Annotated in this window: 22 protein-coding genes; 15 read left to right on the forward strand and 7 right to left on the reverse strand. The window is 61.7% G+C overall.

The features are described from left to right. Positions 1–25: 25 nt before the first annotated feature. Genes NA8A_RS10825 through cydX form a run of 3 tightly spaced genes read left to right on the forward strand, consistent with a single transcriptional unit; the run spans position 26 to position 2,910 of the window. Entirely contained in the window at positions 26–1,603 is a 1,578-nt protein-coding gene (locus NA8A_RS10825) for a cytochrome ubiquinol oxidase subunit I (RefSeq protein ID WP_009756543.1), read from the forward strand. 5 nt (positions 1,604–1,608) lie between these two features. Beyond that, positions 1,609–2,766 (forward strand): cytochrome d ubiquinol oxidase subunit II, encoded by a 1,158-nt coding sequence (gene cydB / locus NA8A_RS10830; protein WP_009756544.1) that lies wholly within the window; start codon positions 1,609–1,611, stop codon positions 2,764–2,766. Positions 2,767–2,787: 21 nt separating this feature from the next. Continuing rightward, a complete protein-coding gene (gene cydX, locus NA8A_RS24650) occupies positions 2,788–2,910 on the forward strand; it encodes a cytochrome bd-I oxidase subunit CydX (protein ID WP_009756545.1) in 123 nt (40 codons plus the stop codon). A gap of 150 nt (positions 2,911–3,060) precedes the next feature. On the opposite strand, the gene NA8A_RS10840 is transcribed toward cydX, so the two are convergent. The 3 genes from NA8A_RS10840 to NA8A_RS10850 are packed head-to-tail and all read right to left on the reverse strand — an operon-like array spanning position 3,061 to position 5,413. After that, entirely contained in the window at positions 3,061–3,366 is a 306-nt protein-coding gene (locus tag NA8A_RS10840) for a DUF2218 domain-containing protein (RefSeq protein WP_009756546.1), read from the reverse strand. Continuing rightward, complete coding sequence (locus NA8A_RS10845) at positions 3,366–3,929, reverse strand: PadR family transcriptional regulator (RefSeq protein WP_040672412.1); 564 nt, start codon at positions 3,927–3,929, stop codon at positions 3,366–3,368. The genes NA8A_RS10840 and NA8A_RS10845 overlap by 1 nt, the downstream gene beginning before the upstream one ends. Before the next feature lie 47 nt (positions 3,930–3,976). Further along, complete coding sequence (locus tag NA8A_RS10850) at positions 3,977–5,413, reverse strand: glycosyl transferase family protein (RefSeq protein ID WP_040672414.1); 1,437 nt, start codon at positions 5,411–5,413, stop codon at positions 3,977–3,979. Between the two features lie 352 nt (positions 5,414–5,765). Between NA8A_RS10850 and NA8A_RS10855 the strand changes: the two genes are divergently transcribed. From NA8A_RS10855 to NA8A_RS10875, 5 genes are all read left to right on the forward strand, one after another. Continuing rightward, positions 5,766–7,982, forward strand: a complete 2,217-nt coding sequence (locus NA8A_RS10855; RefSeq protein WP_009756549.1) for a FepA family TonB-dependent siderophore receptor — start codon at positions 5,766–5,768, stop codon at positions 7,980–7,982. A gap of 69 nt (positions 7,983–8,051) precedes the next feature. Then, positions 8,052–8,984, forward strand: coding sequence for a siderophore ABC transporter substrate-binding protein (locus tag NA8A_RS10860; protein ID WP_009756550.1), 933 nt, complete (start codon positions 8,052–8,054; stop codon positions 8,982–8,984). Positions 8,985–9,177: 193 nt separating this feature from the next. Beyond that, the gene (locus NA8A_RS10865; RefSeq protein WP_040672416.1) at positions 9,178–10,107 is read left to right on the forward strand and encodes an ABC transporter permease; all 930 of its coding nucleotides are present in this window, start codon (positions 9,178–9,180) and stop codon (positions 10,105–10,107) included. After that, positions 10,097–11,065, forward strand: coding sequence for an iron chelate uptake ABC transporter family permease subunit (locus NA8A_RS10870; protein ID WP_009756552.1), 969 nt, complete (start codon positions 10,097–10,099; stop codon positions 11,063–11,065). The genes NA8A_RS10865 and NA8A_RS10870 overlap by 11 nt, the downstream gene beginning before the upstream one ends. Next, positions 11,062–11,820 (forward strand): iron ABC transporter ATP-binding protein, encoded by a 759-nt coding sequence (locus NA8A_RS10875; RefSeq protein ID WP_009756553.1) that lies wholly within the window; start codon positions 11,062–11,064, stop codon positions 11,818–11,820. The genes NA8A_RS10870 and NA8A_RS10875 overlap by 4 nt, the downstream gene beginning before the upstream one ends. Here the strand turns inward: NA8A_RS10875 and NA8A_RS10880 are convergent. After that, positions 11,811–13,094, reverse strand: a complete 1,284-nt coding sequence (locus NA8A_RS10880; RefSeq protein ID WP_009756554.1) for an ATP-binding protein — start codon at positions 13,092–13,094, stop codon at positions 11,811–11,813. The two genes, NA8A_RS10875 and NA8A_RS10880, sit on opposite strands and share 10 nt — an antisense overlap. Beyond that, positions 13,091–13,813, reverse strand: coding sequence for a response regulator (locus NA8A_RS10885; RefSeq protein ID WP_040672417.1), 723 nt, complete (start codon positions 13,811–13,813; stop codon positions 13,091–13,093). The genes NA8A_RS10880 and NA8A_RS10885 overlap by 4 nt, the downstream gene beginning before the upstream one ends. Before the next feature lie 214 nt (positions 13,814–14,027). Between NA8A_RS10885 and NA8A_RS24335 the strand changes: the two genes are divergently transcribed. The 7 genes from NA8A_RS24335 to NA8A_RS10920 all read left to right on the forward strand — a co-directional run bounded on the left by NA8A_RS24335 (position 14,028) and on the right by NA8A_RS10920 (position 20,992). Then, positions 14,028–14,849 carry a hypothetical protein gene (locus NA8A_RS24335; protein ID WP_009756556.1) on the forward strand — a complete coding sequence of 274 codons (822 nt, stop codon included), beginning with the start codon at positions 14,028–14,030 and terminating at the stop codon, positions 14,847–14,849. A 131-nt stretch (positions 14,850–14,980) separates the two neighbouring features. Next, positions 14,981–15,316, forward strand: a complete 336-nt coding sequence (locus NA8A_RS10895) for an RcnB family protein (RefSeq protein WP_009756557.1) — start codon at positions 14,981–14,983, stop codon at positions 15,314–15,316. A 56-nt stretch (positions 15,317–15,372) separates the two neighbouring features. After that, positions 15,373–15,609, forward strand: a complete 237-nt coding sequence (locus tag NA8A_RS10900; RefSeq protein ID WP_009756558.1) for a hypothetical protein — start codon at positions 15,373–15,375, stop codon at positions 15,607–15,609. After that, positions 15,606–16,823: an efflux RND transporter periplasmic adaptor subunit gene (locus NA8A_RS10905; protein ID WP_009756559.1), complete on the forward strand. Its 1,218-nt coding sequence runs from the start codon at positions 15,606–15,608 to the stop codon at positions 16,821–16,823. Before NA8A_RS10900 ends, NA8A_RS10905 begins: the two co-directional genes overlap by 4 nt. Position 16,824: 1 nt before the next feature. Beyond that, positions 16,825–18,798 (forward strand): MacB family efflux pump subunit, encoded by a 1,974-nt coding sequence (locus tag NA8A_RS10910; RefSeq protein ID WP_009756560.1) that lies wholly within the window; start codon positions 16,825–16,827, stop codon positions 18,796–18,798. A 126-nt stretch (positions 18,799–18,924) separates the two neighbouring features. Beyond that, positions 18,925–20,142 carry a GTP-binding protein gene (locus tag NA8A_RS10915; RefSeq protein WP_009756561.1) on the forward strand — a complete coding sequence of 406 codons (1,218 nt, stop codon included), beginning with the start codon at positions 18,925–18,927 and terminating at the stop codon, positions 20,140–20,142. A gap of 184 nt (positions 20,143–20,326) precedes the next feature. Continuing rightward, positions 20,327–20,992 carry a L,D-transpeptidase gene (locus NA8A_RS10920; protein ID WP_009756562.1) on the forward strand — a complete coding sequence of 222 codons (666 nt, stop codon included), beginning with the start codon at positions 20,327–20,329 and terminating at the stop codon, positions 20,990–20,992. A gap of 65 nt (positions 20,993–21,057) precedes the next feature. Here the strand turns inward: NA8A_RS10920 and NA8A_RS10925 are convergent, their stop codons facing one another. Continuing rightward, positions 21,058–21,858, reverse strand: a complete 801-nt coding sequence (locus tag NA8A_RS10925; protein WP_009756563.1) for a TlpA disulfide reductase family protein — start codon at positions 21,856–21,858, stop codon at positions 21,058–21,060. After that, on the reverse strand, positions 21,855–23,711 hold the full coding sequence (gene dsbD / locus NA8A_RS10930) for a protein-disulfide reductase DsbD (protein WP_009756564.1): 1,857 nt from the start codon (positions 23,709–23,711) through the stop codon (positions 21,855–21,857). The genes NA8A_RS10925 and dsbD overlap by 4 nt, the downstream gene beginning before the upstream one ends. Positions 23,712–23,733: the final 22 nt, after the last annotated feature.

Consider the following 23,733-nt stretch of genomic DNA (forward strand, 5'->3'; position numbering starts at 1 on the left):
GGAGGCCGGGAAGCCGGATGTCGTAATGGAACTGGATATTGTAGCCCTTTCACGCCTGCAGTTCGCGATAACTGCGCTCTATCACTTTCTCTTCGTGCCCCTGACGCTGGGACTGTCCATCGTCATTGCGATCATGGAAACGGTCTATGTGATGACCGGCCGGGCGATCTGGCGCCAGATGACCAAATTCTGGGGAACGCTTTTCGGCATCAACTTCGTGCTCGGCGTGGCCACAGGCATCGTGATGGAATTCCAGTTCGGCATGAACTGGAGCTATTACAGCCACTATGTCGGCGACATTTTCGGCGCCCCGCTCGCCATCGAAGGCCTGATGGCCTTCTTCCTGGAAGCGACCTTCGTCGGCCTGTTCTTCTTCGGTTGGGACAAACTTTCCAAGCTCGGCCATCTGGCCGCCGCCTGGGCGGTTGCCATCGGCTCCAATTTCTCCGCGCTCTGGATCCTCATCGCCAATGGCTGGATGCAGAACCCCGTCGGCGCTGCCTTCAATCCGCAGACCATGCGCATGGAAGTGGCGGATTTCTATGCGGTTCTCATGAATCCCGTCGCCCAGGCGAAATTCGTCCACACGGTTTCGGCCGGTTACGTCACGGCCTCGATCTTCGTGCTTGGCGTTTCCGCCTGGTTCGTGCTCAAGGGGCGCCATCTGGAACTCGCAAAGCGTTCCATGACGGTGGCTGCCTCCTTCGGCCTTGCAGCGTCCCTTTCGGTTGTCGTGCTCGGGGATGAGAGCGGCTATCTCTCCACCGAGCATCAGAAGATGAAGCTCGCGGCCATCGAAGCCATGTGGGAAACCGAACCCGCCCCGGCGCCCTTCACCGCCTTCGGGTTTCCGGATCAGGAAGCCCGCACGACGCATTTCGCCGTGCGCATTCCCTGGGTGATGGGCCTCATCGGCACCCGTTCGCTGACCACGGAAATCCCGGGTATCGAGAACCTCGTCGATCACGCCCGGGAGCGCATCGCAAACGGCGTCGTCGCCTATGACGCGCTTCAGAAGATACGTGCCGCCGGCAGCGACGCAGCCATTCCGGACGATGTGCGCAAGGCCTTTGAGGACAACGGTGCCGATCTCGGTTACGCGCTGCTTCTCAAGCCGTATATAGACGACCCGCGCCAGGCCTCGCCCGAACAGATCGATCAGGCCGCATGGGACACCGTGCCCAACGTGCCGACCCTGTTCTGGACCTTCCGCATCATGGTCGGCCTCGGCTTCTTCTTCATCCTCCTGACGGCAGTGTTCTTCTACCTGTCGGCGCGCCATCGGCTCGACCGGTACCCCTGGCTTCTGCGCATTGCGGTCCTGTCGATCCCGCTTCCGTGGATTGCAGCGGAATGCGGATGGATCGTCGCGGAATTCGGGCGTCAGCCCTGGATCATCGAAGGCGTCCTGCCGACGGCGGCAGGGGTCTCGAGCCTCGGCGCGTTCACCGTGCTGATGACCATCATCGGCTTCTCTGCGATCTACACGGTGTTGTTCATCGTCGAGATGTCGCTGATGCTGCGCGCCATTCGAAAGGGCCCGGAACCCGATGACGAGCCGCAAGCCGAACTCGTTCCTCCCGCACTCGCACCCGCGGAGTAATCGCCATGATCCTGCACACACTCATCGACTATGAAACGCTTCGCATCATCTGGTGGCTGCTTCTTGGCGTGCTCCTGATCGGCTTTGCCGTGACGGACGGCTTCGACCTCGGCACGGGCGCGCTCCTGCCCTTCGTGGCCAAGACCGATACGGAACGGCGCGTCGTTATCAATTCGGTCGGCCCGGTCTGGGAAGGCAATCAGGTCTGGCTGATCCTCGGCGGCGGCGCGATCTTCGCCGCCTGGCCTCCGCTCTACGCCGTCTCCTTCTCGGGCTTCTATCTCGCGATGTTCGCGATCCTGTTCGCGCTCATCCTGCGCCCGGTAGGCTTCAAATACCGTTCCAAGCGTGACAGCGCCACATGGCGCAGCGCCTGGGATTGGGCGCTCTTCATCGGCGGCTTCGTTCCCGCGCTGATCTTCGGCGTGGCTGTAGGCAATGTCCTTCAGGGTGTTCCCTTCAGGCTGGGGTCGGATCTGCGCATCTTCTATGAAGGCACGACGCTGTTCGAGCTTCTCAATCCCTTCGCACTGTTGTGCGGCCTCGTCTCGCTGTCCATGCTCCTGATGCATGGCGCAGCCTGGCTGATGCTGAAGACGGAGGGGCCTGTGGCCGAACGTTCGCGGCGCTATGGCAGCATCGCGGCACTTGCCACCATTGTGCTTTTCGCGTTGGGCGGCCTTTGGCTGTGGGCGGGCATCGACGGCTACCGTTTCACCAGCGAGGTGATCACGAACGGCCCGTCGAACCCGTTGGCAAAATCGGCCGAGCAGGCAAGCGGCGTTTGGTTCGCCAATTACGCGGCTCACCCCTGGACGATGGCCGCGCCGGCGCTCGGTTTCGCAGGGGCTGCCCTGGCATTCCTCCTGATGCGGGCAAAACGTGAAGTACCGACCATCCTGGCGAGCGCGCTTTCAATCCTCGGCATCATCTCGACGGTGGGGCTCGCAATGTTTCCCTTCATCCTGCCCTCGTCCATCGATCCGCGGTCGAGCCTGACCGTCTGGGATGCCTCATCCAGCCACCTCACGCTCTTCATCATGCTGGCGGTGACGCTGATCTTCGTCCCGTTGATTGTCGCCTATACGAGCTGGGTCTACCGTGTCCTGTGGGGCAAGGTCGACGAAAAGGCCATCCGCGATGGTCAGGGCCACGCATACTGATCAAACACGAGGAGAAACCCGATGTGGTATTTCGCATGGCTTCTCGGCCTCCCGCTCGCAGCCGCTTTCGCAGTGCTCAATGCGATGTGGTACGAGCTGATGGATGACGCCGCCAAGGCCAAGGAAGCGCAAACGAAGCGATAGCGCTTCCAGAACAGCCCGGTATGTCTGGCCATCATCCCCGTCAAAAAAAGACGCGGAGCAAGCTCAGCCGGAACCGGAATTGTTCCAAACGAAAAACGCCCGCCGGCCTTGTGGCCGCGGGCGTCTTCATTCGATGCTATGACAGGTCCGTCAGACAGCCTGCCAGTCAATGTTCAGTTCCTCGCGGAACGCAAAACGGACAAGATGACTGTCGACGACATCCTGCAGCCGCTTGATCTCTTCTCCGGAAGAGCCCTGCACTGTCATGGTGAGGCCCGTTTCATCCGCCTCCAGACGGCAGACGCCAAAGGGAAACTTGACCTCCCCCGCATGCGGATCAAAGGTGGCCTCGACCTTGTGGCCGAAATGCTTGCAGAGCTGCTGCAGATAGCGCGAGCCATGGTCGGTGGTAACGTGTGCGGTGCTCGCGCTCTTTCCCGTAACCTGATCTTCCATCAGCTTTTCTCCACCGCCTGAGCCGCCGCATCGAGCGCTGCTGCAATCCCTTCGGCCGTCTCGCGGTCGATATTCCCCCGCCGCATGCGCATCCGCATGGCAAGCTTGAGATTCTTCATGGCGCGAAGAACGGGTGCCGGAACCGGTTCGGCATCGGCGCTGCCCAACCGCGCCGAAATCTCCTCGGCCGCCGCCGCATTTGCCTGCAGAAAGGCTTCGCCCTCAGGCGTGACGCGATAGAGCTTGCGCCCGCCTTCCTGCATCTCGACGACGGCATAACCCATGTCATCGAGCCAGGAGAGCGTGGGATAGATGACCCCGGGACTAGGAGCATAGCTTCCGCCGGACCGCTCCTCGATTGCCTTGATCAGCTCATAGCCATGGCTCGGCTGTTCGGCGATCGTCTTGAGAAGCAAAAGGCGCAACTCGCCGTAATCGAAGAGCCTGCCGCCCCCGCCGCGAGGCCCGTGGCGATGCCGGCGCGGGCCGCCTTCATGATGATGACAATGGTGACGATGTCCCGAAAATGCGTCGGGACGCGCGTGTCTGTGTCTATGTTTCATGGCACCGATATATATCTCGATATAACGAAAATCAAGATATATCGAAATTATTTTGAGACTGGTCGCAACGCCCACAGCTCCCCGGCCTTCGCAAGAGCCTGGCTATATCCTTCCCCATGCGAGCCGCCCTCGCACAATTGCAAGGCAAAGGCAGTTGTTGCCAAAACGATGGCGTGAGCGCGTTCGTCACGAACCTGACCTTTCCAGAGCGCTTGCCAGTATTCAAGGCTGGACAAGGCCGGGCGCGCCTCTCCTCCGGGATCTGGGCGTGAGGCGACAGCCTCTTCGCTGCTCATCCCGTCTTTGAGGCGGTGCACCAGCGTCGAACGGAAGGGGGTCGCCTGCGCCACGTCCCTGCGCGTTCCCAACAATGAAAAATCGCGCCAGCCGAGAAGCTGCGCGGCGTCGCGATGTTGTGCCGGATAAGAGGGGTTTGAGACCCCCAGAAGGCTGCGAGCCGCTCCAAGCGGGTTGAGAAGATGCACAACCTTGTGCAGGGGAGAGCGCAGTTCGAACAAGGGATAGAGTGACAGCAAGGCGCTGACCTGTGGCGCAAAGGCCGTGACAGGGAGAAACGCGATGCCACGCTCCTCAAGCGTCGCATCGGCTTGGCGGATCGATGCGCAAACAGGAATGCCGGCCACGGTAACGGCTTGGTTGAGCCAGCCAATGGAACCGTGATGACCGTGCAGCAGCACCTTGTGCCCTGCCTGCGCCACAAGCCGCGCGGAGTGTAAAAACCAGGGCGCGAGACAAAGCTTGGGCGACAGATAGGCTGGCCAATCGAGCGTGTCGTGGCGCATTCCGACCGGCAGCGCCCCACAATGCCGCCGGGCCGCCGACACAAGTCCTGCGAGCTCCACGGCTGTCAGCCCTCGATGCTGCAGGAGCGTGAGAAAAGCGCCAATCTGAATTGGGTCGGCCTGCCCTTCGAGCACGATGGAAAAGGCTTCCTCCGCCTCCTCCTGCCCGAGCGGCCGCGACCCGGCTGCCCCGCCGCCGATCAATGCTATGGCCCGAGCCAGTTTGCGCCGTGGATCCGTGCTCTCGGATATAAGCGCGAGCTTCCGCGCGATATCCTCCGGCATGGGCTGATCTTCAAGCTTGAGCACTGGCCGCGAGGCCAGGGGCGGCGCCGGCAAAATCGCCTGGCTCCGTTCAACCGGCGGTCGCCGGGCGCCTGCGGCCATATCGACCTGTGGCACCCCTTCCAGCAAGGCCTCCGCCTCTGCCGCCAAAGCCCGGACACGCACCCGCACGGATTCGGCAAACGCCGTGGGCACCATTCCCTGCCCCGTTCGGATGAAGATCGGATCGCCATAGAAGCTGCGCAATTGTGCAAGCAGGCGGCTCATGGCCGGCGTTCCCATGCCCATACGGCGTGCCGCGCCGCCCACGCTCCCCTCCATGAGGAGCGCATCGAGCGCGACCAGGAGCCGCAGGCGGTTCAACCCGGATGCGCCGGGCGCCTCCACCGTCTCCACGACAAGTTCCTGAATTTGCTTTCTTTCGTTCGTTCTGAACCTGCACCGGGCCGGCATTTTGCGCTTTCGTGAATTTAGAATCGCTCTGAATCATCGCCATTGACTGAAACCGGCGATTTAATAGGACAACATTACTCATGTTTTGAGCAGGGGCAAGAGCGGGACCACACCTTTCAGGTTGCATTCGCTTTGGGGGGATTGCCGGTGCGAAGTTTCCGCCGGCGCGCCCCTTCCGGCGATATTTCGCTCTACCCTTTCTCTCACAAGCGGCTGCAGGCGCAGCCATTAGTTGCAAGAGCGTCCACAGCGAGCAGCCGCCAGCACCAGCGACGCATTCGAATGGGGATGTTCGATGTCACGACATTTGGTCCGCGGTGGCTGCCTCACGGCGCTCGCATTGTTTCTGCCCTTACCGGCCACCGCGCAGGATATGGCGGAGGCGAATAACGGGTCGGAAACCACCCTGCTTGAAACCATCGTCATCCAGGCCGCCTCCGAGGAATTGAAGCAGGCGCTCGGCGTATCGACCATCACCGCGGAGGACCTGGAGGACCGCCCGGTCGCCAACGACATTTCCGAAATCGTACGCCGCATGCCTGGCGTGAACCTCACCGGCAATTCCTCCACCGGCATTCGTGGCAACAACCGTCAGATCGACATTCGCGGCATGGGGCCGGAAAACGTTCTCATCCTGATCGACGGCAAGCCTGTTCTTTCGCGCAACTCCGTGCGCTATGGCCGCAGCGGCGAGCGCGACACGCGCGGCGACAGCAACTGGGTGCCCGCCGAAGCCATTGAAAGGATCGAGGTCATCCGCGGCCCGGCGGCGGCCCGATATGGTTCCGGTGCTTCAGGCGGCGTCGTGAATATCATCACCAAGCGGCCGGAAACCACCACCTACGGCTTTTCCACCTACATCGAAATCCCCGAGCACAAGGAAGAAGGCGGCAGCAAGCGCGCCAATTTCGTGGTCGGCGGTCCGCTCAGCGATGTCCTGTCCTATCGCCTCTATGGCGGCATCGCACAGACGGACGCCGACGACCCGGATATAAATGCAGAGGCTACCGACGGAGACACTCGTCCCGCCGGACATGAAGGTGTGAAGAACTACGATCTGAACGGTTTGCTCTCCTGGCAGATAGACCCGCAGCACCGCATCGACTTCGAAGCCGGATACAGCCGCCAGAGCAACATCTATGCCGGCGACACCCAATATGACAGCCCCACCGACATCATCAACGACCTCGCCGATGGCGGCGCGGAAACCAACCGGATGACCCGCTACACGCTTTCGGCCACCCACCGCGGCGAATACGACTTCGGCGAATCGACCAGCTTCATCCAGTGGGAAAAGACCATCAACCGCCGCCTTCTGGAAGGATTGGCCGGCAGTGGCGAAGGTACCATCAACACGGACAGTGAATTCGGAAAAATCTATCTCGACAACATTACGGCAAAATCGGAGTTTAACATTCCACTTTCACTCCTGTGGGATCAGACCGTGACGCTTGGTGTCGAATATCGCGGGGAATTCATGAAGGACGGTGTGTCCATCCGCCAGTCGGGCGCGGATGACGACATCGACCTCGGCACGCCTGTGGACCCGACCAACCGCGACCCCAATATTTCCGCCAATCTTGTCGGCCTCTATGTCGAGGACAACATCGCCATCACTGAGCGGCTGATGCTCACGCCCGGTCTGCGCATGGATTACCATGACGAGTTCGGCTTCAATCTGAGCCCCAGCCTCAACGCTTCCTACAAGCTGACCGAAGAGATCACAATCAAGGGTGGCGTGGCACGCGCCTTCAAGGCGCCCAATCTCTACCAGCTAAATCCCAACTATGTTTACTACACCCGAGGCTATGGCTGCCCGCCCGGCTACGGACAGGTAGGAGGCATTGGCTGCTACGTCGTCGGCAATCCGGACCTCGAGCCTGAAATCAGCCTCAACAAGGAAATCGGCGTCAGCTATGCCAATGTGAACGGCTGGAACGCGACGCTCACCTATTTTCACAATGACTATGACAATCGCATTGCGCCCGGCGTTGTGCCGATCCGTTATGCGGACGAGGAAAACGGACGCGGTCGCCTGTTCCGCTGGGAAAACAGCGGTCCTGCTGTCATCTCCGGCCTTGAGGGAAGCCTTGCGGTTCCCCTGGCGGAAACGCTGACCTGGACCACCAATGCCACCTGGATGCTGCAGAGCAAGGAAAAATCCACCGGACAGCCTCTTTCGCTCGTACCGAAATACACCGTCAACACAGCCCTGCGCTGGGAGCCCCTCGACACGCTGGGCGTAACGCTTTCGGCCACGCACTACGGCAAGATCGAGCCGCGAACGGCCGGCATCGTCGGCGGCGAATACACCGACCCCGAAGATCTGGAGACGCGCGGCGCCTACACGATCGTCAATGTCGGGGCCGACTACCAGATCAACGAGAGCCTGAAACTCACCGCCGGCGTCAACAATCTCTTCGACGAGCGCCTGTTCCGCACCGGCAAGGGGGCGAACACCTACAACGAGCCCGGGCGATCCTACTACCTCTCCCTCTCCGGTCGTTTCTGAGACGCCGGATATCCAGGAACAAGCGCCCCGCCATGCGGGCGGGGCCAAGACGAAAGGACGAACGACGAAATGCTTACCACGATGATCCGCCGCCGCGGCGCGGTTGCGGGCCTGCTTCTTTCCGCCCTTGCCCTGAGCGGGCTGAATACGGCTGCCAATGCGCAGGAAATTGCTGTTTCGCATGCCCAGGGCGAGACGAACCTTTCGGCCAAGCCCGAAAAGGTTCTGGTTTTCGACCTCGCCACGCTCGACACGCTCGATGCCCTCGGCGTCAAGATAGACGGTGTACCGGAAGGCCCCAAGCCGCAGCGTCTGGCAAAATACAATTCCGACGATTATCCGAAGATCGGCTCGCTCTTCGAACCCGATTTTGAAGCCGTCAACGCCGCCGCCCCCGATCTCATCATCGTTGGTGGCCGCTCCGCAGCCAAATATGCCGATCTTGCCAAAATCGCTCCCACCATCGATCTGAGCGTCGACGCAAAGAACTATCTCGCAAGCGCCAAGGCCAACGCCGAAACGCTAGGCCGCATCTTCGGCAAGGAAGAGGAGGTGAAAACGCATCTCGGCAAGCTGGACACTTCCATCGCCGCCCTGCAGGAAAAGGCTAAAAGCGCCGGCAAGGGGTTGATCATTCTCACCACCGGCGGGCGCATGAGCGCCTATGGCCCCGGCTCGCGCTTCGGCATCGTTCACGGCGACTTCGGTATCGAGGCGGCCGCGCCCGACATTAAGGTGGCCAATCACGGCCAGGCCATATCCTATGAATTCATTCTTGAGACCAACCCCGACTGGCTGTTCGTCATCGACCGTGATGCGGCCATCGGCAATGAAGGTGAAGCGGCCCAGAAGATGCTCGACAACGACATCGTCCACCAGACCACCGCCTGGAAGGAAGGCCACGTCGTCTATCTCGACCCCGCAGACTGGTATCTCGCCGGAAGCGGCATCTCGGCGCTCCAGAATGCCGTGGATCAGGTCAGCGGCGCGCTCGGCGGCTGAAATACCGAAACCGGCACCCGCGCGCCGGCTGCGGCCCCGGATCGTTTCACCCTTTTTCGCGAAGGGGTGAAACGATCCATTTTTTGTTTTATCCGCATTCGGGCCATTTCGGGCTCTGCCCCGTCCATCGAATGCCAATGCCTTTGAACGTCCGGATTCTGTCTCGTTGAGCCGTTTTCTTCCCGCCATTCTCATGATCGCGCTTCTGGCGCTGGTGAGCCTTTTCGTGGGTGTCAGTGACGTGTCGCTTGCCGCTCTGGCGAATGGCGACGGTCACGCGCAGCTGGTGCTCATCGCCAGCCGCATCCCGCGGACCTTCGCCCTCATCCTTTCAGGGGCTGCACTTGCCGTTGCCGGCACCATCATGCAGATGCTGGCGCGCAATCGTTTCGTGGAACCGTCCACCGCAGGCACGGTTGAATCGGCAAGCCTCGGCATCCTGTTCGTGATGCTGTTCGCACCTGCGATGCCGGTCATCGGCAAGATGCTGGTCGCGACGGCTTTCGCCCTTGCCGGCACCGCTCTCTTTCTCCGAATCCTGAGGCAGGTTCCGCTGCGCTCCCCTCTTCTCGTACCCCTGATCGGCATCATGCTTGGCAGCGTCATCGGCGCGGTAACGACCTTCATCGCCTATCGATACGACCTGCAGCAATCTCTTGCCGCATGGATGACCGGCGATTTCTCCGGCATCCTCAAGGGCCGCTACGAACTCTTATGGCTCAACCTGGCTCTGACCATTGCAGCCTATGTGGCCGCAGACCGCTTCACCGTCGCCGGAATGGGGCAGGACTTCACCACCAATCTCGGCTTGAACTACCGGCGTGTGGTTTCCCTGGGCCTCGTCATCGTCTCCATGGTCACGGCTGTCGTGGTGGCGACCGTCGGCGCGATACCTTTCCTCGGTCTCGTTGTTCCGAACGTGGTGAGCATGATCATGGGCGACAATATCCGCCGCTCGCTCCCATGGATTGCACTGACCGGAGCCGGTCTGGTTCTGATGTGCGACATCGTCGGCCGCCTCGTCATCCGCCCCTATGAAATCCCCATCGGCACGGTGTTCGGTGTGGTCGGAAGCATCTTCTTCCTTTACCTCCTTCTGCGGAGCCGCTCCCGTGTCGCGTAAACGCAGAACGCCCGATCCCGCATTTGTGCTGGCAGTCCTGGCTGTTCTTGCAACGGTTGCCATCGTCGCCTTCATGACGCTCGGCGCACGCGGCAACTGGGATTTCGTGCTGGCCTTCCGGGGCCGCAAACTGCTTGCCCTTATCCTCGTCGCCTATGCAATCTCGGTTTCCACCGTGCTTTTCCAGACCGTCACCGGCAACCGCATCCTCACCCCTTCGATCATGGGTTTCGATGCGCTCTTTGCGCTGATCCAGACGGTGTTAATCTTCGTTCTCGGTTCTGCTGCCGTCTCCGCACTCGACCCGCGCCCCCTGTTCGCCTTCGAGGCGGCAGTCATGACGACTTTCTGCGTCCTCCTTTACCGCTGGCTCTTTTCGGGAGCCACCCGCAGCCTGCACCTGATGCTCTTGGTCGGCATCGTCTTCGGCGTCTTCTTCCGCAGCTTTTCGAATTTCCTCCAGCGTATCATCGATCCCAATGAATTCGTGGTGCTGCAGGATCGGCTGTTCGCAAGCTTCAACACGGTCGACACGAGCCTTCTCGGCCTGTCGGCCGGCACGATCGCCATTGCGAGTCTCGTCGGCTGGCGCATGCGCCATACATTCGATGTTCTTGCACTCGGGCGCGAGACAGCAATCAATCTGGGTGTCGATCACCGTCGCACCGTCACAATCATCCTGCTGCTGGTCGCTGTGCTCGTCTCGGTCTCCACCGCGCTCGTGGGGCCTGTCACCTTCTTCGGTCTGCTCGTTGCGAACCTCGCCTACATGGTCATGCCGACACACCGTCATGCATGGCTCTTGCCCGCCAGCGCACTGATCGCCATTACCTGCCTGGTGGGTGGTCAGGTCATTCTCGAACATGTCTTCGGCTTCGCCACGGCACTCAGCATCATCATCGAGTTCGTCGGCGGCATCGTCTTCATTCTGCTCATATTGAAAGGGGCCGCGCGATGATCGAAATCAGGGATCTCGTCAAAGCCTATGACGACAGCATCGTCGTCGATGGCGTTTCTCTGCAGATCGCGGCCGGCGGCGTCACGTCGATCATCGGTCCCAACGGCGCAGGCAAATCGACGCTCCTGTCGATGGTCAGCCGCCTCGTGGCCATGGACCGGGGTAGTGTCACGGTCGACGGCCTGGATGTGACAACCACCCCCGGCGACGTCCTGGCACGGCGTCTGTCGGTGCTGAGGCAGGACAATCATATCACGACCCGCCTCACCGTGCGCGATCTGGTTGCTTTCGGACGCTATCCCTATTCCAAGGGTCGGCCAACCGTCGAAGACGCGCGCCATATCGATGGCGCGCTCTCATTTCTGGACCTTGGCGACCTTGCGGACCGATTTCTGGACGAGCTTTCAGGCGGCCAGCGCCAGCGCGCCTTCGTGGCGATGGTGCTCTGCCAGGACACGGACTACATGCTCTTCGATGAACCGCTGAACAATCTCGATATCCGCCATGCGGTTTCCATGATGCGGCTTCTGCGCCGCGCGGCGCGCGAACTTGGCAAGACGGTCGTTGTCGTCCTGCACGACATCAACGTCGCGTCCTGCTTCTGCGATCACATCGTCGCCATGAAGGCCGCCCGGATCGCAGCTCAGGGAACGCCGGAAGAGATCATTGAGCAAACCATTCTGAGCGACATCTACGAAGTGCCGATCCGCGTCCACGAGATCGATGGCCAGCGTATCACCACCTACTACCGCTGATCCCCTTCGCTGCCCGAGCCGTCTCCTGCAAGCGGCAGGCTGATGGTCTGAACGAGGCCATGCGGTTTGCGGTTTGCCACCGTGATACGGCCCGCAAAGCGCTCGATGATCTCCTTGGCGATGGCAAGCCCAAGCCCGGCGCCCGGCAGCGACTTACGACGAGACGCATCCACCCGGAAAAAGGGCTCGAACACCTGTCCGATCAGGTCCTCGGGGATACCCGGTCCCGCATCGGAAATCGTCATGATGGCACGCCCATCGAGCCGTGACAGGTCGATCGTCGCTCCCTTGCCATGGGTAGACGCATTGATGATGAGGTTGCGCAATGCCCGTTTGAGCGCGACCGGCCCCGCCGCGACTGGAAGGTTTTCGAGCGGCGGCGGTGTGACCTTGTAGCCGAGTTGGGCGAGTTCCTCCGCGACTTCGCGCGACAACACCCCCAGATCGACCTGCTGCGCACCCTCGTTACTCGCTTCCTCACGCACCAGCCGGATCGCGCTGTCTGCAATGGTGTCGAGTTCCTCCAGGTCGTCGAGCCATTTTTGCCGTTCCACGTCATCAGCAATGAACTCGGCTCTGAGCCGCATGCGTGTCATCGGCGTGCGCAGATCGTGGCCAGCGGCAGCGACAAGACGCATGCGGCTTTCCATAGCCGATTTCAGCCGCGCCGAAAGCCTGTTCAGCGCCTGGGCGGTCGCTTTCAGCTCGCCCGAACCGGTTTCGGGAATATGCGCAAGCACGCCGTCCGCGCCGATACGCCCGACCGCGCCTTGCAGGAGTTCGAGCGGTTTCATGATCTTCGAGGCGGCGAACACGGAGACCACCGTGCTGCCTATGACGATGAGCGCGATCCAGCCGGCAAGCACCATCCAGCCGCCCGGCGGCGGACGCTGATCCGGAATCTGCACGATCAGCCAGCCTTCCTCACCGAGATCGACGGAGGCCGTCAATGCCGGTGTGTCGGCGCTTCTGGTCACGATCACATTGCGCGCCTCGCCCGTATTGGCGAGGGACCGGGCGAGAAACCGCGAAGGCCCCTCCTGCTTTCTCCCCTGGGCCGGGATCTCGTCGAGTGTGACGCCTGCCGCAACTGCCTCCGGTCGGTTGTTCTCAACAAGCCGGGCCAGAAGATGAAGCTGGCGCGCCACCGGCTCCATGGTCGCTTCCGGCAAGGGAGGTTGCAGGGCCCTGCTGGCCGCAAAGGTCGCAAGCCCAACCACCGTGACGATGGCCAGGATCAAAAGCGCAACGATGCGCGCGCGCAACGACCTCATCGCTGCACCGAACGGCTGGAGACGGAAACGGTGAGCTGATAACCGCCATTGCGCACGGTCTTGAAGATCGGTCCGGCCTCGCTTTCACCGAGCTTGCGCCGCAGCCTGCTCATCAGGACATCGATGGAACGGTCCAGAGGATCGCGGTCGCGCCCTTGGGTGAGATCGAGAAGCTGGTCGCGCGAAAGCAGGCGCCCCGGTCGCTCCAGAAACACCTTGAGCAGGTTGAACTCAGCCCCCGTCAGCTCCACCACCTCCCCCGCGCGCGTAAGCCGCCGCAATTCGGGATCGGCCTCGAAATCAGCAAAGCTGTAGTGCTTTGCTTCCGGTTCCGCGGGTTCCTCATGGCTCGATCGCCGCAGCACCGCCTTGATGCGCGCGACGAGCTCTCGCGGATTGAAGGGCTTGCCGAGATAATCGTCTGCACCGAGTTCCAGCCCGATGATGCGATCCACATCTTCTTTGAGGGCCGTCAACAGGATAACGGGAATATAGGGCCGGCGGTCCCGCAGGCTGCGGCAGATATCCAGGCCCGAGCCATCCGGCAGCATCACGTCGAGAACGACAAGTTCCGGGCTGCCGTCGGCGATGGCGCTTTCGCATTCGCGCCGATTGGCCGCGACCGAGACACGAAATCCCTGCTCTCCCAGATACCGGGCAAGGAGCGAGCGAATTTCCGCATCATCGTCGACAATCAAGATATGCGTTGGGTTGCTCATGCTTCTTCCATCCATGTGTTGGAGCCAAATATAGCCTTCCGGAAAGAAGTGGCTGGAGATTTTTGCAACGAAGCATTGCCGGCCCACGGCCAGAAACATTCGTTTACAAAAATCCCGCTCGCAGAAACGAAAGGATACAGTGCGGACCAACGGCGGACACGCGGCATGCCTAACTTCCGGATCGTGCAACACGACAGGAAGAAAGGAACCAGCGATGAAACGTCTCGCAAGCGTCGCCGCCCTGATGTCGGCAACCATGTTGACGGTGGCAGCCATCTCCCCCTCGCTCGCCGAGGAGAACGCCGGCACCCGCACCCAGACAGCCACCATGCGCGTGGTCGCCCAGCAGGATGCATCCGCCCCCAACCCGGCCCCCAACTCACCCCCCGTGCATTTCAGCCCGGGCATGAAGGCGCCCGGCAAAGACAGACACGCCGAAAGCCCCCGCATGAAAGACCCGCGCGGCGGGCAGGGACAGCGTGGCCCCGGCAATCGCGTGCATGGTTCCGGTGCTCCCGGTTTGCAGATCGCCGGCAAGCTCTCCGCCGCGCAAACCTATGTCGGGATCACGACCGATCAGGAAGATGCCTGGCGAAACTATTCGAACGCTCTGATCGATTTCTTCGAGCGTCCAGATATGGCACCGAAGGCCGCGCCTGAAGGTCCGGGCGGCCCTCGCCCGCAAGGGCCTGCCGATGGTCCGGCTGCCGGACCGGGGGAACGCGCCGGCAATCCTCAGCAGATTGGCCCCGATGCACCCCGCCCCTTACTGGCCGAGCGCATCGCCGGCTTTGCCATCCAGCAGGGGGAAAAAGGCAAGGCCCTGAAGGATGCTTTCGACACGTTGAAGTCGGAACTCCGCACAGATCAGCTCGACCGGCTAGCCAAGGCCGAACGGGCTTTCGCTCCGGGTCGCCACGGGCCGGAGCACAGGGGACCAGGCCGTTCCGGTCCCGAACAGGGTCAGATGGGCCGGTTCGGCCCTGGCCAGGTCTCTGGCCCGCGTGAAGGTTTCTCCCCGCCCTCCGGGGAGTAAGAAGTCGTCCGTCCCATCCCCCCAAAGTCGTACGGACGACATGACAGCCCACCGGCTGCATTCCGGGGGCGCATTGCTTGCCCTCTGCGCCCCCGGTTTGAATTTCCAGTTGCAGTTTCAAGGAGAGTTTCATGACCAGGATGTTTGCAGGCGCTATCGCGCTGATGATCGGATTGGGAGCGCTTGCCGGCGTTTCGGAGGCTGAAGCCCGCGACCAGACCCGCGAGAAACGGGTGGAGCAAAGCCACACGAAGAAGAGCCAGCCCAAAAAGCAACAGGCGCAGAAACGCCACTGGAAGAAGGGCGGCAAATATACGGGCAAGGGTTCTGTGGTGGCCAACTATGGCAACCACAAGCTCAAAGCGCCTGCCAAGGGATATCGGTGGATGCGCGACGGCGATGAATTTCTGCTGGTGCGCATCGGTTCGGGTTTGATCGTGGAAATTGTCGGCCTGACCGGTCGTTGATTTTCGCGGCGCGACCATCTGGCACGGCTTGGGGGCAAGGATAGAGGGATTTCTCCATGCTAGACCTGAACTTCATGCTGACTGCGGCAGCCACGTTCATCGGTTTCGTGAACGCCATGCCGCCGCGCCAGATCGCCCGGACGCTGCGGGCCGCATATGTCCGCGCGCCATTCAAACGAACGCAATCGCAAAAGAGAACGCCACAGCAGGCGCTCCATGAGAAGGTTGCCGGCGAGGAATGCGAAAACGGTGAGAGACCGGCATTCCTCATCAGCGACAAGAGGCCGGAATGAAGAAGACCACACGCATCACCCTATCGCTCATCGCGCTCGCTGCGATTGCGATCGGCGGCTATTTTTATTGGCAGCAGCGCGCGGCATCGCAGGATCAGACCTATCTGACAGCCAATGTGACGCGCGGGGATGTGGAACTCACCGTGCTTGCCAGCGGCACGCTCAAACCGGTGAAACTCGTGGCGGTCGGCGCACAGGTTTCCGGCCGTATCACCTCCGTCGATGTGGAACTTGGCCAGACGGTGAAAGCGGGCGACCGCATTGCCGAGATCGATTCCGTCACCCAGGAAAACGCCCTGCGCACGGCCCAGGCGGCCCTTGCCAACACGAAAGCGCAGAAGCAGGAAAAGGAAGCCACCCTCGCCCTCAAGGAACAGACGCTCGAACGCCAAAAACAGATGCTGGCAAAGAGCGCCGTCTCCAGAGCCGATTACGACAGCGCTCTTGCGGAAGTGTCGGCGACAAAGGCGCAGATCGCCGCGCTCGACGCTCTCATCGTGCAGGGCGAGGTAGCCATTGAAACCGCCGAGGCCAATCTGGGCTACACGCGCATCACGGCCCCCATCGACGGCACCGTCCTCGCCATCGTCAGCCAGGAAGGGCAAACGGTCAACGCCTCGCAATCGGCCCCCACAATCGTCGTGCTTGGTCAGCTCGATACGATGACCGTGCGCACGGAAATTTCCGAAGCCGACATCATCAAGGTGAAAGCCGGCCAGTCGCTCTGGTTCACGATCCTCGGTGAACCGGGCAAGCGCTATGAGGCGACGCTCGATTCCATAGAGCCGGCGCCAGAATCCATCACCAGCGACCGCAGCATCGTCTCCTCTTCCAGTTCCTCCTATTCGAGTTCCTCGTCGAGCGACGAGGCGATCTACTACAACGGCATATTCAACGTCCCCAATCCCGATGGCCACCTGCGCACCTACATGACGGCGGAGGTCCATATCGTGCTGGGCGAGGCCCGCAATGTGCTGACCATTCCGGCCTCCGCCCTTGGAGGCCAGGATAGCGAGGGGCGTTATTCGGTCCGTGTACTTGACCGCGACGGAACGGTCTCAAGCCGGCAGGTGGAGATCGGCCTCAACGATCGGATCACGGCGGAGATTCGCTCAGGCCTCGAGGAAGGCGACCGTGTGATCACGAGCCAGTCCTCGCAACAAACGAATTCCGGCAGCAGCCAGCGCATGGGCCCGCCGCCGATGGGGCTTTGACATGACCCATGAACCCCTCATCCACTTGCAGGACATTCGCCGTGAATTTCCCTCCGGCGAAGGAACGATTGCCGTTCTCAAGGATGTCGACCTGACCATCGAGGCAGGCGAGATGGTTGCCATTGTCGGCGCATCGGGCTCCGGCAAGACGACCCTCATGAACATTCTGGGCTGCCTCGACCGCCCCACCTCGGGCAGTTACCGGATACTGGGCCGGGAAACCTCGGACCTTGACCCCGATGAACTCGCTGCTTTGCGGCGCGAGCATTTCGGCTTCATCTTCCAGCGCTACCACTTGCTGGGAGAGCTGACGGCGCTCGGCAATGTGGAAATACCCGCGATCTATGCGGGGCGTGCTCCCGAAGAACGGCGCCGACGCGCAACCGGGCTGCTCGCAAGGCTCGGCCTTGCGGACCGCACCGACCATCGCCCGAACCAGCTTTCGGGCGGCCAGCAGCAACGCGTTTCGATTGCGCGTGCCCTGATGAACGATGCCAGCCTGATCCTTGCCGACGAACCGACCGGCGCGCTCGACAGCCAGAGCGGCGAGGAAGTGCTGCGCATCCTCGGCGAGCTTCATGCGGAAGGGCGAACCGTGGTCATCGTCACGCATGACATGGATATCGCCAACCGTGCCGACCGCATCATCGAGATCAAGGACGGGCGCATCATCTCCGACCGGCAGACTGGTCACGCTCAGACTCCTGCCGAGTCTGTTCTGGAACCGGCACCGCAGGACGATGGTGCCGTTTCGGGCGGAAAGCTTCGTACCGGCCTCAACCGCTTCGTCGAAGCCTTCCGCATGGCCCAGCTCGCCATGAAAGCGCATCGGTTGCGAACCTTCCTCACCATGCTCGGCATCATCATCGGTATCGCATCCGTCATCAGCGTTGTGGCGCTTGGTCAGGGCTCGCAGCAGCGGGTACTGGCGAACATCTCGAATCTGGGAACGAACACGCTGGAGATTTTTGCCGGCAAGGACTTTGGCGACACCCGTTCGGGGCGCATCACCACACTCGTGGTTTCCGATGCCACGGCTCTTGCAAGACAGCCCTACGTGGCGGCCGTGACGCCGACCGTTTCCACCGGCGGAACGGCGCGCTTCGGTTCAAAGGAAGCAAGCGCCCTCTTCAACGGCGTGGGCGACCAGTATTTCGCGGCCACCGGAACCACATTGCAGGAAGGCCGCTTCTTCGATTCCGACAGCGTGCGCGACATGGCGCTCGAGGCGGTGATCGACCAGAACACGGTTGCAGCGCTGTTTTCCGAGCACGCCGGAAGCCCCGTCGGCCAGGTGATCTTCATCGGCAATGTGCCGGTGCGCGTCATCGGTATCGCCCAGGCCAAGCAGGGTGGTTTCGGCTCCAGCCAGAACCTTTCCATCTATCTGCCCTACACCACGGTGCAGGCCCGCCTGCTGGGTTCCACTTCGCTGCGCAGCATAACCGTGCGCGTCGCCGACGATGTCGACACGAACCTCGCCGAGCAGGACGTCACACGCTTCCTGACCCAGCGCCACGGCACGAAAGACTTCTTCATCATCAACACCGACGACATTCGCCAGACGATCACCAGCACCACCGAAACGCTTGCGCTTCTGATTGCCGCTATCGCGGTCATTTCACTCATCGTCGGCGGCATCGGTGTGATGAACATCATGCTTGTCTCGGTTTCCGAGCGCGTTTCGGAGATCGGCGCGCGCATGGCCGTCGGCGCCAGGCAATCCGATATCCTTCAGCAGTTTCTCATCGAAGCCGTCCTGATCTGCCTTCTGGGCGGCGTGCTGGGCATAGCATTGGCACTGGGGTTCGGCGCGCTCTTCACCCTCTTCAGCACGAGCTTCAGCATGGTCTATTCCACCACGGCCATGGTGGCGGCAATCGTCTGTTCGAGCCTGATCGGCATCGTTTTCGGCTATCTGCCCGCACGCAGCGCCTCCCAGCTCGATCCCGTTGTCGCCCTGACCAAGGGATGAGCTTCAGAGAGCCGGGCGGATCATGCGCCCGGCTTCCTCCTTCACGTCGATCCGTTCCTATTCTCCCTCTTGCATGACAGCATCCAGATATGTAACGTTATTATATTACATAACCAGAGAGCTACCATGCCCCGTCCAGACAACCGCCTTCCAGTCACCGTCCTTTCCGGCTTTCTCGGCGCGGGAAAGACGACGCTGTTGAACAGTGTCCTCAACAACCGCGAGGGACGCCGTGTCGCCGTTATCGTCAACGACATGTCGGAAGTGAATATCGACGCCGACCTCGTGCGCGAGGGCGGTGCTGATCTGAGCCATACGGAGGAAAAGCTGGTCGAGATGACCAATGGCTGCATCTGCTGCACATTGCGCGACGACCTTCTGATGGAGGTGCGCCGTCTCGCCGCCGAAGACCGTTTCGACTATCTGTTGATCGAATCCACCGGCATCTCCGAACCGCTCCCCGTCGCCGCCACTTTCGAGTTCCGCGACGAGGCGGGCGAAAGCCTGTCCGACGTCGCCCGCCTCGACACGATGGTCACTGTCGTGGACGCGGTGAACCTGCTCGGAGACTACGCCAGCCATGATTTCCTGAAGGATCGTGGCGAAAGCCTCGGCGAGGAAGACAACCGCACTTTGGTGGACCTCCTTGTCGATCAGATCGAATTCGCCGACGTGGTGATTCTGAACAAGATCGGCGATGCCGGTCCCGCCCGTCTGGATGCCGCCCGCAAGATCGTCAAGGCCCTCAATCCCGATGCCCGAATCGTCGAAACCGATTACGGCGTCGTCAGGCCCGATGCGATCTTCGACACCGGCCTGTTCGATTTCGACACCGCTCACGAACACCCGCTCTGGGCCAAGGAACTTTACGGTTTCGCCGATCACGTACCGGAAACGGAGGAGTACGGCGTCTCATCCTTCGTCTATCGTGCGCGAAAACCCTTCGATCCGCAGAAGATCCACGACGTGCTCAATGCACCTCTGCCCGGCGTGATCCGCGCCAAGGGCCATTTCTGGGTGGCCACCCGGCCTGACTGGTTGGCGGAATTCTCGCTTGCCGGCGCGTTGAGTTCCATCAAGCCGATGGGAATATGGTGGGCTTCCGTTCCCCCGGAACGCCGCTCCAGCCACCCCGAAGCGGTCGCCTATCGCCAGCGCCACTGGCAAGAGCCCTGGGGAGACCGCCGACAGGAACTGGTCTTCATCGGCGCGGGCATGGACAGGGACGTCATAACCGCCCTGCTCGACAACGCGCTGGTCGCAGAAGACGGTTTCGAACCAACGCGCTGGCAGGCTCTGAAGGATCCTTTCCCCGAATGGCGACGCGCGCGAGAGGCAGCATGAAGCCCATCTTTCCTTAAGCCTGGTTTAAGGTCGAAAGCGCCTTTGGTCGGTTCCCGGTCGCGGACGATTCCCTTCGCGACCGCCTCGCATACCGCGTACCGCTCCAAAGGAGGCTTTCGAAGCAGTGAGCCAAGATAGACCGTTTGCCCTCTCGAGGCGTGTTTTCCTGCTCGGCACAGGCGCCATGACGCTTGCCGGCTGTGTGTCGACACCGCATCCCGAAAAGAACACGACCGCAATTCCGGTCGCGCCCGAACCGGAGCCCGTGCGCCCGCTCATGTATGCGGCAATGCCCGACGAGCGGTTCCCGATCCCCGCCGTCAAACTCGACCAGTTGGACCGCCGCTTCTGGCGGCGCGAGGTCGATTACCAGACCTCCGAACGCCCGGGCACCCTTATCGTCGATACGCCGGCGAAATATCTCTATCACGTCACGCCGGGTGGCCGCGCCATGCGCTATGGCATCGGTGTGGGCCGCGAGGGCTTTGCCTGGTCAGGCCGCGCCATTGTCGCCTACAAGCGCCAATGGCCGCGATGGACCCCGCCGGATTCCATGGTGGCGCGCCAGCCCAGCCTCCAGCCTTACAGCATCGCCAATGGCGGCATGGACCCTGGCCTGCGCAACCCGCTTGGCGCACGCGCGCTCTATATCCATGAAGGCGGCAAGGACACGCTTTATCGGCTGCATGGAACCCCGGAAGCCTTCTCCATCGGCAAGGCCGTGTCCTCAGGTTGCATCCGCCTGATCAATCAGGACGTGATCCATCTTTACGAGAATGTCCGCGACGGCAGCCCCATCGTGGTCGTCCCCGACCCTTCCATGTCGAACATAGCCGTGAGCTCGCTCTGACGGCTTGCCGGAGCGGTTTATCGTTTCATGGAATCCTGGAACCGCTCCACCTTTCCGCCGCTGCCTCAGCGAAGGACGCGGCGGATATTGGCTTCCAGAGCCTCCGGTGAAATCTCGCCCGTATAGATCGCCGACAAGGCGCCATCAGGCTTCAGAAACAAGGTCACAGGAACACCGATCGTGTTGTAATGGCGAGGAACCGCCATGCCGGGATCGAGAAGCACATTCTCAAGCCGCAATCCTTCCCCGTCGAGATAGGAGCGTATCCGCTCCTCGCCCTCGGCAAGGTTGACGAAGAAAAAAGCGACGTCGCCCGCTCGTCTCTCGGCCGCATCCGCCAGAAGCGGCATTTCCCTGCGGCAGGGCGGACACCAGGTCGCCCAGATATTGATGACAGCCGGCCGCCCGCCCGTGTCGGCAAGCGACACGGATGTACCGTCGAGCCGCTGCAATGCGAATTGCGGTGCAGGCTGCCCCATCGTCGCCTGGGTGAGTTGAAAGACGAGGCTCCACACGAAAAGGCCGATGGTGAGCGACAGCCCCATCGCCACCCCGCTTCGTATCGAGCGCAGGAAGAACAGCGCTGATACGATAACGCCGACGAGCCCGGCGAGCGGCTGAAACCCACCCTGCCAAAGCGCGAGAATACGCCAGGGTTCCTGGGAGAAGCTCTCCCAGTTGAGCCCCACATGGCCGGCGCGAGCAGCCACGACACCTGCCAGAAGCGCCACGCCGGACCAACGCCCGGCGACGGCGTCGAAACGACGGGCAAACAGCGATGCGGCGATCAGAAAGGCAAAAATTCCGGCTATTGCGGCAAACCGGTCGGCGGCAAGAACGAGAGGGCCTATCGCAATGGCGTTCAAGAGCCGGCCTCCGCGCGCGACACGGCATCGGCGAGGCCGGATCGCGTCACATCGCCGACAAGCCGCGTATTCGAGACCTCTCGTCCTTGCGGATCGAGGAAAACCATGGTTGGCGGCCCGAATGCTTCGAGCCTGCGCATCAGCTCCTGATGTGACATGGTGTTTTCGCTCACATCCACCTTAACAAGATGAAGGCCCGACAGAAGTTGCTGTGTGGCGGGATCGCTCAGGACGCTGCGCTCGATGGCGGCACAGGTGACGCACCAGTCCGCCGTGACATAAAGCAAAGTCGTCCGTCCTCCAGCGCGCGCAACCTGTCGATCGAGGTCCTGCGGTTCCTCCACCAGCTGGAAATCGAGCCCAGCGGGCCGTTCGCCGATCATTGCGCCGGCAACCAGCATCCGGTCGAGCGGCCTGAAGGGGTCGCCCGAACCGCTTGCCGCGCCGACGCCCAGCAGAATGCCATAAAGCGCCGCTGCAAGCCCCGCCGCCTTGCCCACGCGCCGGCTACCCGGCGCATCGGGCGATAGAGTATCGAATGCGCCAAGAAAGGTGGCCGTACCGATGGCAAGCAAGGCCCAGAGCGCCATGGTGACCGATGCCGGCACCAACCGCGAGAGCATCCAGATCGCGGCTCCCAGAAACACGAAACCGAATGCCTGGCGCACGCCGTTCATCCACGCGCCGGTCTTGGGCAGTGCAGCCGGACCGAAGGTTCCAAAGGCAATGAGCGGAATACCCTTGCCGAGCCCAAGCGCGAAAAGAGAAGCTGCGCCCAGCCTGACATCGCCCGTTTGCGCGATATGAAGCAGCGCCCCGGCGAGCGGAGCGGTCACGCAAGGTCCAACGATCAGGGCCGATGTGAAACCTAGCAACCCCGCCGATGCAAGGGAACCGCGCCTTCCCTGACCGACACGCCCCACCGCGCTGACCCACGAGGCGGGAAGCTGAAGCTCGAACAGGCCAAACATGGGAAGCGCCAGGACCGCAAAGAGAGCCGCCACAGCCCCGACCGCCAACGGCGATTGCAGGACCATTTGCAGGTTTTGGCCTGACCAGGCAGCGACGACACCGAGCAAGGCAAACGCACTGGACATTGCAAGCACGAAGGCAAGTGAAAGCGCAAGACCACGCAGCGGCGTCAGCCTGTCACCCTGTCTTGCAAGCGCCCCACCAAGGATCGGATACATCGGCAGAACACAAGGGGTGAAAGCAAGCGCCAGGCCGAATAGCAGGAAACTGCCAAGCACGAACAACACGCCGCCATCGGCAAGCAGCCCCGCCACCATGCCCTGATCGTTGCGCGACAAGGTTATGCCGCCGCTCTCGGGTTGAGACATTTCAGGACCCGGGATAGCCGGTGCCTGCACCCATTCGGACATGGCCGGCGCGCCGGAGCGTCCGCCACCGCCACCCGAAACGGCCAGCGTGAGAGGATCGACACTGCGGCTTGCCGGCGGATAGCAGATGCCGCCATCCTGGCAGCCCTGAAAGGAAACCGTAAGCTCTTTGACGCCACGCGAAACCGGTACGGTCGCCGCAACCCGATCGTGATAGATCGTGGTCACTCCGAAGGTCGGGTCATTCTTGGAAACCGCCTCCCCTTCGAGTGAAGGAAGCGGAAGATCGCTCGCATCGCTGCGAAGCCCGAACCCGTCCTGATAAAGATAATATCCGGGCGCAATCGTCCATTGCAGACGAACCCGCCCGTCTTCATTCCTCTGTGCTGAAAGCCGGAAGGCCTCATCCATCGGGAGAGGCTTCCCACCCGGGGAAATCGTCTGTGCCGTCGCCGAAGCCAGAGCTACGGCGTGTAGCAAGATCAGGAAAAATGCGGCGACGAAACTGCGCATGATGACTGCCCGCAATCTCCGT

Origin of the sequence: Nitratireductor indicus C115, from assembly GCF_000300515.1 — a bacterium.
Classification (GTDB): domain Bacteria; phylum Pseudomonadota; class Alphaproteobacteria; order Rhizobiales; family Rhizobiaceae; genus Nitratireductor; species Nitratireductor indicus.